Annotated in this window: 12 protein-coding genes and 1 tRNA gene; 11 read left to right on the plus strand and 2 right to left on the minus strand. The window is 42.9% G+C overall.

Translation table 11 applies throughout. The features are described 5' to 3' along the window. Nucleotides 1-9: 9 nt before the first annotated feature. Nucleotides 10-1,587 carry a SusD/RagB family nutrient-binding outer membrane lipoprotein gene (locus ABIB39_RS15250; RefSeq protein ID WP_354431025.1) on the plus strand — a complete coding sequence of 526 codons (1,578 nt, stop codon included), beginning with the start codon at nucleotides 10-12 and terminating at the stop codon, nucleotides 1,585-1,587. Between the two features lie 170 nt (nucleotides 1,588-1,757). Here ABIB39_RS15250 and ABIB39_RS15255 read toward each other — a convergent pair. After that, nucleotides 1,758-1,844: transfer RNA gene (locus ABIB39_RS15255), tRNA-Ser, on the minus strand. 85 nt (nucleotides 1,845-1,929) lie between these two features. Next, nucleotides 1,930-3,996 (minus strand): HD family phosphohydrolase, encoded by a 2,067-nt coding sequence (locus ABIB39_RS15260; RefSeq protein ID WP_354431026.1) that lies wholly within the window; start codon nucleotides 3,994-3,996, stop codon nucleotides 1,930-1,932. Nucleotides 3,997-4,111: 115 nt separating this feature from the next. Here ABIB39_RS15260 and ABIB39_RS15265 point away from each other — a divergent pair, with 115 nt between their 5' ends. The 10 genes from ABIB39_RS15265 to ABIB39_RS15310 all read left to right on the plus strand — a co-directional run bounded on the left by ABIB39_RS15265 (nucleotide 4,112) and on the right by ABIB39_RS15310 (nucleotide 13,590). Then, nucleotides 4,112-4,969 carry an SPFH domain-containing protein gene (locus tag ABIB39_RS15265; RefSeq protein WP_354431027.1) on the plus strand — a complete coding sequence of 286 codons (858 nt, stop codon included), beginning with the start codon at nucleotides 4,112-4,114 and terminating at the stop codon, nucleotides 4,967-4,969. A 4-nt stretch (nucleotides 4,970-4,973) separates the two neighbouring features. After that, a complete protein-coding gene (locus ABIB39_RS15270) occupies nucleotides 4,974-5,501 on the plus strand; it encodes a hypothetical protein (RefSeq protein WP_354431028.1) in 528 nt (175 codons plus the stop codon). Between the two features lie 6 nt (nucleotides 5,502-5,507). Then, a complete protein-coding gene (locus tag ABIB39_RS15275) occupies nucleotides 5,508-5,678 on the plus strand; it encodes a type II toxin-antitoxin system antitoxin (protein WP_354431029.1) in 171 nt (56 codons plus the stop codon). Between the two features lie 97 nt (nucleotides 5,679-5,775). Beyond that, entirely contained in the window at nucleotides 5,776-6,954 is a 1,179-nt protein-coding gene (locus ABIB39_RS15280) for an acetyl-CoA C-acyltransferase (RefSeq protein ID WP_354431030.1), read from the plus strand. A 67-nt stretch (nucleotides 6,955-7,021) separates the two neighbouring features. After that, nucleotides 7,022-7,942, plus strand: coding sequence for a hypothetical protein (locus ABIB39_RS15285; RefSeq protein WP_354431031.1), 921 nt, complete (start codon nucleotides 7,022-7,024; stop codon nucleotides 7,940-7,942). A gap of 114 nt (nucleotides 7,943-8,056) precedes the next feature. Then, the gene (locus ABIB39_RS15290; protein WP_354431032.1) at nucleotides 8,057-9,550 is read left to right on the plus strand and encodes a POT-type proton-dependent oligopeptide transporter; all 1,494 of its coding nucleotides are present in this window, start codon (nucleotides 8,057-8,059) and stop codon (nucleotides 9,548-9,550) included. 120 nt (nucleotides 9,551-9,670) lie between these two features. Next, complete coding sequence (locus ABIB39_RS15295; protein WP_354431033.1) at nucleotides 9,671-10,402, plus strand: polyprenol monophosphomannose synthase; 732 nt, start codon at nucleotides 9,671-9,673, stop codon at nucleotides 10,400-10,402. A gap of 115 nt (nucleotides 10,403-10,517) precedes the next feature. After that, complete coding sequence (gene ruvB, locus ABIB39_RS15300) at nucleotides 10,518-11,540, plus strand: Holliday junction branch migration DNA helicase RuvB (RefSeq protein ID WP_354431034.1); 1,023 nt, start codon at nucleotides 10,518-10,520, stop codon at nucleotides 11,538-11,540. A gap of 166 nt (nucleotides 11,541-11,706) precedes the next feature. Continuing rightward, entirely contained in the window at nucleotides 11,707-12,300 is a 594-nt protein-coding gene (locus ABIB39_RS15305) for an RNA polymerase sigma factor (protein ID WP_354431035.1), read from the plus strand. A gap of 93 nt (nucleotides 12,301-12,393) precedes the next feature. Then, a complete protein-coding gene (locus ABIB39_RS15310) occupies nucleotides 12,394-13,590 on the plus strand; it encodes a FecR family protein (protein WP_354431036.1) in 1,197 nt (398 codons plus the stop codon). Nucleotides 13,591-13,747: the final 157 nt, after the last annotated feature.

Consider the following 13,747-nt stretch of genomic DNA (forward strand, 5'->3'; position numbering starts at 1 on the left):
CAAAACAAAATGAAAAAAAATATATTAAAAAATATCGCACTACTTTCTGCGGGGCTTTTGCTTTCTACAAGCTGCACCAAGGATTTTGTGGAAAGGAACACCAACCCGGCTTCCTATAATCAAACTAACTTTGACCCTAACTATCTTTTAACATCTGCGCAATTGGCGTACACGGGCAGTACCGATTTTAGCTACGAAACTTGGCGTGGTAACCTTATATATTGCTCTACCTTTATGCAGGGGTTCTCTACCGTTATAGGTTATTGGGCTGGTGATAAGTATTTGCTGAACGAAGGTTACACCTCTGCATACTGGGGTAATGCTTATTCTGAACAGGTTAAACCAATTGTTGATGTGGTTGAATCTACCAAAGACAAACCTCAGTACAAAAACCTTAACGCTATCGCCCGCATCATGCGTGCATTAGTATTCGAGCGGATAACAGACTTGTATGGTGATGTGCCATACTCTGAAGCTGGCTTAGGTTATTATAGTAAAATATTTTATCCAAAATATGATAAACAAGAAGATATCTATAATGATCTTATTACTCAGGTAACTGCCGCAACAGCTGCACTTGACCCTGCCGGTGATATACCTAAAGGTGATGCTATTTACAAAGGCAATATCGCCCAATGGCAAAAATTTGGGAATACTTTGTTGCTTAGAATAGGTATGCGTTTGTCAAAGGTGAACCCTGATAAAGCAAAAGCTATTGTTACACAAGTAGCTGGCAAAACCCTGACAGAAGCTGATGACGCTTATTTAATTGCTGATGCAACAGGTGGGCGTACCACTATTAACCGTAACAGCCAGGTATTGTTAGGCGATGGCGGCCAGGAAAATTACTATGTAAAATGGTCTAAAACGTTTATAGATAATCTTAAATCTAACAACGATCCCCGTTTATCAGTTTTAGCAGCTACTCAACTGTACGCTAATGATGCTACCAAAACACAAAATCCAAACCCTGTGTTTACAGCTGCTGCACAAAAGGGAATGCCGAATGGTTTAGATTTTGGTACACCGGGCCACATTGTTACTGCCGACCCAAGCTACACAACCTTCCCTGATTATTCGTCGCCAAGCCCTTACATTACCAAAAGGAATGGCCCCACTTTCATTTTAACTTATGCAGAGTCGGAGTTATTATTAGCTGATGCAGCACAACGGTTTAGCGTAGGCGGCGATGCAAAAACACATTATGATGCAGGTGTTAAAGCTGCTATTACCTATTTAAAAGAGTATGATGCCGCAGCTACAATTACCCCGGCAGCAGCACAAGCGTATGTTGATGCACACCCATACAACGCAGCAACCGGCCTACAACAAATTAATACCCAATACTGGATATTAACGAACAGCATGCTTGATTTTTATGAATCATGGTCTAATTGGCGTAGAACGGGCTTCCCTGTGTTAACACCGGTAACATTCCCTAATAATGCTACATCTAATACTATTCCACGCAGGTTCCCATACCCATCCGGAGAAGCAGTAAGCAATCCTGATAATTATACCTCAGCGCATAACGGCGTTGCAGGCGGCGATTTGTTAACCTCACGTGTTTGGTGGGATAAACAATAATATTATCCGCGGCTATTTAAAAGGGCATCCAATATTTGGATGCCCTTTTTTACTTTAAAGATGTATCAGAAAAATGGTTGGATTAGCAATATATAGCGATCTGCAACTACAAATCGCACAAAGCAAAAGCCTGCATATCTTACGATTTGCAGGCTTCTTTTACTTTAAAGCGGTGAAGGAGGGATTCGAACCCTCGGTACAGTTTCCCGTACGTCAGTTTAGCAAACTGATCCTTTCGGCCTCTCAGGCACCTCACCTTAGATTTTTCCGAATTGTCTTCCCTTTTTCAGGGATTGCAAATATAGTAATTAGCTTAAGCTGACAAAAAAATAAATCAGATTTTTAATAATCTATTCTTACATGATAAATACTCATCAGCATCCGCTTAAAAATTTGTTTGATGGTTTCCAGATCTTTCAAAGTTATATTACTGTCATTCAACTGGTTTTGGTCCAGTTTGTATTTTACAATGCGGTCTACCAGTATGCCGATAGATTCTTCGTCGGGTTCTTTTAAGGAGCGTGAAGCAGCCTCCACCGAGTCTGCAAGCATCAAAACACCGGCCTCTTTCGAGAATGGGATAGGCCCGGGATAGCGGAAAATATTCTCGTTAATGAATTTTTCGGGGAAATTCTTCAAAAACGACTGGTAAAAATAATCAACCCGGGTATTACCGTGATGGGTGCGTATAAAATCGATCACGATCTCGGGCAGGTTGGCTTTACGCGCCATCTCAATCCCCTTGCTCACATGGCGAATGATGATCTGCGCGCTTTCTTCATAAGGCAGTTTATCATGCGGGTTAAAGCCCGAACTTTGATTCTCAATAAAAAACAGCGGGTTTTGAATCTTACCGATATCATGGTACAATGCCCCCGCCCTAACCAGTAAAGCATTACCGCCAATAGCAAAAATGGCGTTCTCGGCAAGGTTAGCTACCTGCAACGAGTGCTGGAAGGTTCCCGGCGCACTAAAGGCCATCTCGCGAAGTAGAGGCGCATTGGTATTGGTTAGTTCGATAAGGGTGATGTCTGACGTGATTGCAAATACCTTCTCGAACAAGTAAATTAACGGGTAGGCAAGTAAAGTAAGCAACACACTTACAGCAAATGGTATAAAATCCACCCAGTCTATAGTAGTAAACGTCCCCTCACGCACTAAGGAAATCCCCAGGAAGGAAACGAAATAGGTGAACGTGATTATGAGTGCAGAGATCAGGAATTGTTCCCTACGGATAAGGTTTTTGATGCTATAAATAGATACCATGCCCGCGGTGATCTCATAAAACGCAAACTCAAAACTGTTAGGTACAAAAAAACCTGCTATCATTACCACCAGCAAGTGGATATTCAAAGCCAAACGCGTATCAAACAATATGCGGATGATGATAGGTACGATACAATATGGTATGTAATAGAAATTCGGCAGCTCCAGCTTTATAGCCAGCGAAAGGGTAGCCAGCATGGCGGTAATAACCAGCAATATTAAACTCACTAAACGGTTATCATCATATATATCCCGCCTAAAAAGGTACAGGAACACCATTAATAAAGTTATGGTAATGCCTACCAACAGGAATTGCCCTAACAGCACCAGGCTTCGGTTTCCGTTAGTACGCGCGTTATCTTCAAATGCTTTTTTGTAGGATGCCAGCTTTTGGTAGGCTTCATCGTTTATTACGGATCCTTTGCCTATGATAACATCTCCCTTTTGCACCATGCCACGGGTGGTAGACAAGTTCTCGATCACCTCTTTCTCTAATCGCGCGGTTAATTTGGCATCGTAAGTGAGATTATTTTGTAGTCTATCCTGAACGAGGTTCAGCAAAAACGCTTTATCAAGAGCGGGCACTTTGCTTATTTCAAAATCGCAATAGGCAATAGCACGTTCGCGGGTAAATAGGTCCGATGTGTTTTTATCAATGGCAACATTAGCACTTAAAACTGTAACCGGATAGTTTTTGCCGGCGGTTTGGTACTTTGGGTTAAGTTTAAGTATCCCTTTATCATAGGATGCCTTTAGTATATTATAGCCTGTTTGCAGGTAGGTGTTTTTTAACCGTTCGTTTAAACCGGCATTGTGCCATTTTACTTCAAAGTCGCTTTTAAAACCTTCCTGCTGTTGCAGGCTCATCTCGTCGTCTTTTTGATAGATGGGCGTTACAGTGGCAAGCGCGGCTTTTTGGTCGGTCTCTATCTCGGTATTGGTTTTCAGTATGGCAAAATTGTAAGGCGATACCAGGTCCTTTTGGTTCCAGATCCTGCTCTTCTCGTACTCGTACCCAAATTTTGCTTGCTTAGGCAAAGCATATACAATGATGGCAACGCAAACCAGCATCATAAAAAACTTAACATTTAACGCGTATTTACGCAGTAATGCCTTTTGCCGGGACGATGAAAGTTTTGCCATAGCGCGTGTTAATCCAATCAAAAATAATATAAGTTTCGGTTATCTATTATTTTTCTTGTTTTTGTCAAATCAAAGTTGATATCTTTATGATATCATTTTAAAATCTAACAATATCATGCAAACCGAAAAAATCACCACAGCGCCATCAGGTTATTTAGCCTTTGTTTTAGTACTTGTGCTTATTGCCGCAGCAGCCCTTTCATTCTATTGGGAAGAGCCCGTTGTAGGCGCTATATTATGTGTAGTAAACTTTGTATTTATACTGCCGGGGCTGGCGATAGTAAACCCTAACGAATCTAAAGTGCTTACCCTTTTCGGCAAATATCAGGGCACCGTTAAACAGGATGGCTTTTTTTGGGTGAACCCGTTCACTGTAAAAAAGAAGATATCGCTTAAGGCATTTAACCTTAACGGTCAGCAGCTAAAAGTGAATGATAGCGTTGGTAACCCCATAGAAATCGCCGCTGTTATTGTATGGCAGATAAAAGATACCGCTAAAGCGGTTTTCGCGGTAGAGAACTACCTGCAGTATGTAAATATCCAAAGTGAGGCTGCAGTGCGCCATTTGGCTAACTCGTTCCCTTACGATCATATCGAGGATGAGAATGCCAGCATTACCCTGCGTGGCGGGTCTGAGCAGGTAGGCATCCTGTTGGTACAGGAACTTAACGAGCGCCTTGACCGTGCAGGTATCGAAGTACTGGAGGCACGGATCTCTCACCTGGCTTACGCGCCGGAGATTGCACATGCCATGCTACAACGACAACAAGCATCGGCCATTATCGCCGCCCGCCGCCTTATTGTTGAAGGCGCGGTTGGTATGGTTGAAATGGCCCTTACCAAAATGAAAGAGAAGAATATCATCGAGCTTGACGAAGAACGCAAAGCCGCTATGGTAAGCAACCTGCTTGTTGTGCTTTGTGGCGATAAAAGCGTATCGCCTATTGTAAATACAGGTACTTTATATCACTAACAGTATGGACGAATACAGAGATATAAACCAACTGCGCACTTTTGAACTAACGGTTAACAAAATAGGTTTCTGGAAACCCGAGTTTGAACTTACCGACGGGCAATTTGTATATGCCAAACTGAGGTTCCGCTCAAACTTTAAACGCGATGCTATTATAGAAACCCCGCAAGAAACTTTTACTATTAAACGTAAAGGCTGGTTTAACCGCACAGTATTGGTAAATAAAGGCGAAGACGAAACCATCGGCACTTTGGTGCCCGAAATCTGGAAACGCGATTTTAATCTAAAGATGGACAACGGCTTCGAGGCGACATATCTGTATAAAAAGATGTTTTCAAAATCATTAAGCCTTATCAACGATACGCAGGGTAATATTTTAGACATCACCCAAAAGGCGTTTAGTTTTAAACAACCATATACCGTTACACTTAACCAGGCTGCGCAACAACCCAACACCCCACCCCTGCCATTGCTGGCATTTATGGGCCTGGTAATTATTATGCTTCGGCAGCAGCAGGCTGCAACCCAATAATATAACATGGCAGAAAAAAAAGCTTTTATATTAAGGATAAACCCGGATGTACTCAAGGAGATAGAAACATGGGGTGCCGATGAATTCCGCAGCACCAACGGGCAGATAGAGTATTTGCTGCAGGAGGCCCTCAAAGCACGCAAAAAAACATCCCGCAAAAAGAAAGATTCAGAATAGAAAATACTATGCATGCATAATATTTTCTATTTCTATCGTTACTATTCAAAGTAAAATCTAAATTTGCTTCACCATTATAATAAAACGCACTTTTCTTATGAAAGAAGTATATATCGTATCGGCCACCCGTACCCCTATTGGTAGTTTCGGCGGCAGCCTTGCATCATTATCAGCAACGCAATTGGGCGCTGTGGTTATTAAATCGGCAATTGAAAAGGCAGGTTTGCAACCAACCGATGTGCAGGAAGTATATATGGGCAACGTGTTATCGGCTAACTTAGGCCAGGCGCCTGCAACACAGGCAGCGATATTTGCCGGCTTGCCCTATTTGCCCGCTACAACTGTGAACAAAGTGTGCGCATCAGGTATGAAGGCGATTATGCTGGCAGCCCAAAGCATCGCCAACGGCGATAACGATATAATACTTGCGGGCGGTATGGAAAGCATGAGCAATGTACCTTACTACCTTGATAAAGCCAGAAACGGTTACCGTTTGGGTAACGGGCAGGTCATAGACGGGCTTGTCAAAGATGGTCTTTGGGATGTTTATAACGATTACCACATGGGGGCGGCGGCAGAACTTTGCGCGGTGGACTGCAATGTTACCCGCGAGGAGCAGGATGCCTTCGCTATTGAGTCATACAAACGCGCTCAGGCATCGCAGGCCGATGGTAAATTTAAAACAGAGATAACGCCTGTTGAACTGAAAGATAAAAAAGGCGAAGTAACTTTGTTCAGCAATGACGAAGAACCCGCAGCGGTAAAATTTGATAAGATCCCTACCCTTAAACCGGTGTTTAAAAAAGACGGTACCGTTACTGCGGCCAATGCATCAACCTTAAATGATGGCGCGGCAGCATTGATATTAATGAGCAAAGAAAAAGCCGACGCAATGGGCATTAAGCCCTTAGCTAAAATTATTTCTTTTGCCGATGCACAACAAGCGCCCGAATACTTTACAACCGCCCCCGCAAAGGCTATTCCGTTGGCGTTGCATAAAGCAGGTATTGAAGCCGACCAGATAGATTTTTTCGAGATAAACGAGGCGTTTTCGGTAGTGTCATTAGCTAACAATAAGATCCTCCATTTAGATCCTGCCAAAGTGAACGTGAATGGTGGTGCTGTGGCAATTGGCCACCCACTGGGTGCATCCGGTGCGCGTATAATTGTAACGTTGATACATGTGCTACAGCAAAACGGTGGCAAATTAGGCGCGGCAGGCATTTGTAACGGAGGCGGTGGCGCCAGCGCCATGGTTATCGAAAACTTGTTATAACATGCGTATTTCTTTTTTAATAATTTAGCGGCTTGTTTTACGTTAATATTTATTATAAAAATATTTGATGAAAGGTATATTTATTGCCATTTTCCTACTTTTTACTTTCAGCGCATTATTTGCACAGCACTCTGACGAGGCCAAAGACCTTAAAGAGCTAAAAATTTATCAGGACAGCCTTAAATCGCTCGGCAAAAAATTCATCAATGACCCTGACGACATGGAACGCAAGAACGCCAACTATCGGTTTATCCGAATGCTGGTAGCAGCGCTTAAAGTGCCGCATTCGTTTAATTACCCTTTCGATTCGGTAAAGGCAGTAAGCATTGTTAACTCGCCCGATAACCGTTTCCGCATACTAAGCTGGCATGTAATGAACCAGGACGGCAGCTACCGGTTTTACGGTACAGTGCAAATGAACACCGGCAACAGCTTGTTGATGCATCCGCTGGAAGACTACTCTCCTTTTCTGAAAAATCCCGAGGATTCTGTAACAAACTCAAGTAAATGGTATGGCGCGCAGTATTATAAGATCATCCGTGTAGCATCCGCAAAGCCCTATTACGTTTTATTGGGGTGGAAAGGTAATAATGTAAAATCAACCAAAAAAGTGATAGAAGTTTTATCATTTGATAGAGAGGATAAACTTGCTATGGGTATGCCTGTATTTGACGGCAATAGCAAAACCCGCAAGCGCGTTGTTTTTGAATATACCAGGCAGGCATCAATGCTGTTGCGTTACGTGCCCGATCAAAATCTGATCGTATTTGACCACCTCTCCCCCCCGGATCAGAAACTGAAAGACCGCCCAGAAACCTTTGGCCCCGACCTGAGTTACGATGGATACAAATTAAAGAACGGCCGCTGGGTGTATGTAGAAAACCTGGATATGCGCAACATCCCCGAGGATAAAGACTTAGGTTACGTTGACCCTAAGGCACAGGCAATTATAGACAGAAGCAGTATTCCGATCCGTAAAAAGAATTAAATTTTATTCCGGCGCACAAATCAATACATTGGGGATACCCTGTGTAATAATTTCGGTATAAAATATCGGAATGACTTAATAATAGTATTTTAGACAAAAATTAGTTTTATAAGTATGGCAGAAAGCTTACAAGAAGCCACCCCGGCAAAATCAAAGTCGAGATTCCCAAGGAGTGTTCCATTTATCATCGGTAACGAAGCAGCAGAGCGGTTTAGTTTTTACGGAATGCGGTCTGTACTTACACTGTTTTTAGTAAAACAATTTTTTAATCCTGAAGGTAATGCCGCGTTAACGGATCAGGCAAATGCACACGCCAATAAGTTACACCACCTTTTTGTAATGGTGGCTTATGCTTTGCCTTTTGTAGGTGGTATGATAGCTGATTGGTTTACAGGCAAATACAAGCTTATCCTGTATGTATCAATAATTTACTGTATAGGGCATCTAATGCTTGCCACATTTGATGGTGGCCTTAGTGGTTTTGAATTAGGTTTACTTGTTGTTGCAATTGGTGCCGGCGGTATAAAATCATGTGTATCTGCTAACGTTGGCGATCAGTTTGATGCTACCAACCAGGATCTGCTTTCAAAAGTTTATGGCTGGTTCTATTTCAGTATCAACGCCGGTTCAATGATCTCTACCGTTGCTATTCCCTGGACCTATGAGCACTTTGGGCCTAAATGGGCTTTCGGTATCCCTGGGCTTCTGATGGCACTGGCTACCATCATATTTTTCTCGGGACGTAAAAAATATGTAAAAGTTCCGCCACAAGGCGTTAACCGTAACAACCTGGTATTTATTACCTGGTATGCACTAACGCACTTAAGCCAACGCAAACCGGGGCAGCAAGTGCTTGATATTGCCAAAGAAAGCTACGACCCGGAACGCGTTGAAGGTGTAAAAGCAGTGTACCGGGTTATGACGGTATTCTTTTTCGCGCTGGCATTTTGGGCTGTTTGGGATCAATGTTTGTCTGAGTGGACATTGTACGCCGAAAAAATGGACCGCGTAATTAACCTTGGTTTTACATCATTCACCATATATCCTGGTCAGCTGTCAACTTTTAACACTATATTCCTGCTGCTGTTTATCCCGCTGTTTAACTACGTAATATATCCATGGCTTGATAAACGCGGACTAAAAACAACACCACTGCGCAGGCTTGGTACCGGCCTCGTGTTAACGGCGTTAGCGTTTGTGGTAATCGGCGTTATCCATACCAGCCTTGATCATGGCGGCTCGCCTTCTATTTGGTGGCAGGTATTTGCCTTTATGGTACTTTCGGCAGCCGAAGTGCTTGTATCTATCACAGGTTTGGAATATGCCTATACACATTCACCAAAATCAATGAAAAGCACCATGACAGGGATTTGGTTCCTGGTGGTATCGTTCGGCAACCTAATTACTGCCGTTGTTAACGGGCTTATTGAAGATGGCGGCTGGTGGGCAACCGCTTTAAAAGGCGCCAACTACGAATGGTTTTTTGTGGCATTTATATGCGTGTTTATAATCGCATTCTTAATTATTTCACCGCGCCTAAAAGAACGAAACTACATTACCGACCCTGTTATATTAAATCAGGTAGCATCGGAGACCGAACGACTGTAAGCAAAATATTACTTTTAAAAACAGGAAAGTATCCCACTTTCCTGTTTTTTTATTTTAAAGCCGTTTAAAATTAAATTATTTTAGCAGCGTCCTTAAGAAAACCCAAAATCTACAGCTACTGTGCCTGATAGTATTGTCATTATTCCTACTTACAACGAGAAAGAAAATATCGAGCGAATGATCCGCAAGGTGTTTACACTTCCTCATGATTTCCATGTGCTTATCATTGATGATGGGTCGCCAGATGGTACAGCAAATATCGTAAGGCAGCTTCAACAGGAATACAACGGCAAATTATTTATTGAGGAACGATCTGGCAAGCAGGGTTTAGGCACTGCTTATATCCATGGTTTTAAATGGGCTATTAGTCACCATTACGATTTTATTTTTGAAATGGATGCCGATTTCTCCCACAACCCTGATGATCTTTTACGCCTGCGCCAGGCTTGTATAGATGGAGCGGATGCTGCCATTGGCTCGCGCTACATAAAAGGTGTTAACGTGGTAAACTGGCCCATGAGCCGCGTGCTAATGAGTTTTTTCGCATCGGTTTATGTGCGTTTTATTACGGGGATTGATGTGCAGGATGCCACCGCCGGATTTATGTGTTACAAACGCAAAGTGCTGGAAACCCTAAACCTGAATAAAATAAAGTTTGTGGGCTATGCCTTCCAGATCGAGATGAAATACACTTCAATAAAGCACGGCTTTAAGGTAACCGAAGTACCCATCATATTTACCGACCGTACCGCTGGCACCTCTAAAATGTCTAAAGGTATTTTCAAGGAGGCATTCTTTGGGGTTATCCAAATGAAGATCAACAGCATTTTCAGGAAGTATCCTGAAGGGTGATTAAATTCGAATTTCGGGATGTTCGACTTCGAATTTATTTTCCGAAACCCTAATTTAACTTAACTTTACGCTAACCAAATCCGAAATCGAATATCTGAAATCCGAAATAAATAGCATGAACGAGAACCTCGACCCGGATAGCGAACGCCTTTCTCCAACCGAACGTGATATAGAAAAAGTATTACGGCCTCAGGCGTTTGAAGATTTTACCGGTCAGCATAAAATAATGGCAAACCTGCGCATTTTTGTACAGGCTGCCCGCCAGCGCGGCGAAGCGTTGGATCACGTGCTATTGCACGGCCCTCCGGGGTTAGGCAAAACCACCTTATCTAATATCATCGCTAACGAGATGGGCGTGGGTATTAAAATAACATCCGGTCCGGTGCTTGATAAACCCGGCGATCTTGCAGGCTTACTTACAGGATTAGAAACCGGCGACATACTTTTTATTGATGAGATCCATCGTTTAAGTCCGTTGGTTGAGGAATACCTGTACTCGGCGATGGAGGATTTTAAGATAGATATTATGCTCGAGAGCGGCCCTAACGCACGTTCGGTACAGATTTCTCTTAATCCATTCACACTTGTTGGTGCAACTACACGGTCAGGTTTATTGACAGCCCCCTTACGTGCACGTTTCGGTATTAACAGCAGGCTGGAATATTACGATGCCAAATTACTTACTACAATTGTATTACGTTCAGCCACCATTTTGCGTACCCCTATCAGCGATGAGGGCGCTTACGAAATTGCCCGCCGAAGCCGTGGTACGCCACGTATTGCCAATGCCTTGTTACGCCGCACGCGCGATTTTGCTCAAATAAAAGGCGATGGTAACATTGATACCGCGATTGCCAAGTATGCTTTGAACGCATTGAATGTAGATGAACATGGTTTGGATGAAATGGATAATAAGATCTTATCTACCATTATCGATAAGTTTAAAGGCGGCCCGGTTGGGTTAAAAACCATTGCCACCGCCGTGGGCGAAGAAGAAGGCACCATAGAAGAAGTTTACGAACCTTTTTTGATCCAAGAAGGCTTTTTAATGCGCACAGCCCGGGGCCGCGAGGCCACCGAAAGCGCTTACAGGCATTTGGGCAAAATAAAAATGGGTGGAAACCCCTCATTATTTTAACAAATTAAATCTTCTCTCACCCTTTTATGCTATGATTAATTAATTAAAAATCAAGCAATTACGAATGTGTCATTTTTACACCGGGTGATAATTTTTTAACATTTAAGCATTATTGAGTTGCAGTTGTAGTATATTTTCCATTATTTGCCAGCACCAATTAAGGCCTATGTCTGACTTGATTTTACCTTGTGAAAAAGAGTTACTTTTGAAAGTTGCCGGCGGCGATGAACATGCGTTTAGTGAACTGTTCAACACCCATCATCAACTTTTAGGTACACACATTTACCGCATTACCGATTCTATTGAATTGGCCGAAGAGGTGGTGCAAGATGTATTTTTAAAGATTTGGATAAGCCGCGAAACGCTAACAACCATCCACAATTTCCGAGCGTATTTATTTGTTATCTCCAAAAACCATGCGTTAAACTGCCTGCGCAAATTGGCAAAGGAACGTGTACACCAAAAAACCATAGAAGAGAACGCCGCTAACCTGGTACCCGAAGAAAACCCGGGGCTGGAGGGTTATTACAGTTTATTGGATCAGGCTATCGACCACTTGCCCCCACAGCAGCAAAAGGTATATTTGCTTAGCCGCCACAGCCGATTAAAGTACGATGAGATAGCCAACCAAATGGGACTCTCGCGCGAAACTGTAAAAAAGTATTTACAGGGTGCCACCCATTCGATCACCAGTTTTGTACAGTCGAATATTGATATTTCGGCTATAATTATACTGGCCGCGATGTTTATTAAAAAATAACCGCGAAGCAATACCCCCTTTTTTAACTCCGTTGGTGTCATATAACAAAAGTTCCCCGGCTTTTATACACTACCAGTTATTGAATAACATTTAATGAAAACATCCAGGTTAAGGTTGAGATACCTTTTTGATCACTATTATAGCAAAACGGCCACTCCAAAGGAGCGCGACGAACTATTTGCTGTAATAAATGCCGGCGCAAGCGATGAAGAGCTTTCAATGCTTATCCGCCAGGCCTGGGATGATCTTAGACCCGATGCCCCTTTGTTCAATAACAATAAAACAAGCCAGATGCTCAGTAATATTTTAGGCGCTGAAGGATTGAACAAACAAGTAAAAACTCACAACAATATATTTCTTTGGGGTAAAATATCCACGGCAGCTTTATTATTGATCGTTGTAACGTTTGGCGTTTACACCCTTCTGCACCCACAAAAAGCAGCGCAGCAACCACAAATAGCAAAAGTAAAACGCCCGCATAATGATGCCCTGCCCGGCGGTAATAAAGCATTGCTGACCCTCGCAAACGGCAAAACCATTATTTTGGATAATGCCGAGAACGGCACCCTCGCTAAACAAGGCACAACCCTGATTAAGAAAACTGCTGATGGACAGGTAATTTACAACACAACAGCTTTGGCCGATGCCGGAACTTTACCATCGATAAATACGATTACCACCCCACGTGGCGGCCAATACCAGGTGGTTTTGCCAGACGGAACCAAAGTTTGGTTAAACTCAGCATCATCATTAACGTTCCCAACCCGTTTTACCGGCAAAACAAGGCAGGTAGAAATTACCGGCGAGGCTTACTTTGAGGTAACCAAAAATGCTGCTGTGCCTTTTAAGGTTAAAACAAACCGCGCGGATATAGAAGTTTTAGGCACGCACTTCAATGTAATGGCCTATGATGACGAGGCAACCATGAAAACCACTCTGCTTGAAGGTGCGGTAAATATTACCAGCGGCACTTTCAGCGCGCTACTTAAACCCGGCCAGCAAGCCCAGATCAAAAGATCAGGCCAAAACAAAGTGGTTGACGGTGTGGACGTAGACGACGAAACCGCCTGGAAGAACGGCATTTTTCAGTTTCGCGAAGTTGGTATTGACGCCATACTGCGCCAGGCCGCCCGCTGGTACGCAGTAGATGTTACGTACAAAGGCAAAGTGCCTGATAAGGTTTTTACCGGCCGGATATCGCGTAATGTAAAGGCTTCAGTACTCTTAGATATTTTGAAATACACCGGCATTAACCTAAAAATTGAAGGAAACGAAATTATAGTGCTGTAAAGCCATTAAACAAGCCAAAAAACAATATCAATATACTCAATTATTCACCTCACAAAAACTCCATTATGATGAAAAAAATACACCCCAACAGCTAAGCACGAGGTGGCCCCGATAGCAGCGGTGCATTAGCGAGCTGCAAATTTCAAGCATAAAAAAA

The sequence above is a fragment of the Mucilaginibacter sp. UYP27 genome (genome assembly GCF_040547175.1).
Classification (GTDB): Bacteria; Bacteroidota; Bacteroidia; order Sphingobacteriales; family Sphingobacteriaceae; genus Mucilaginibacter.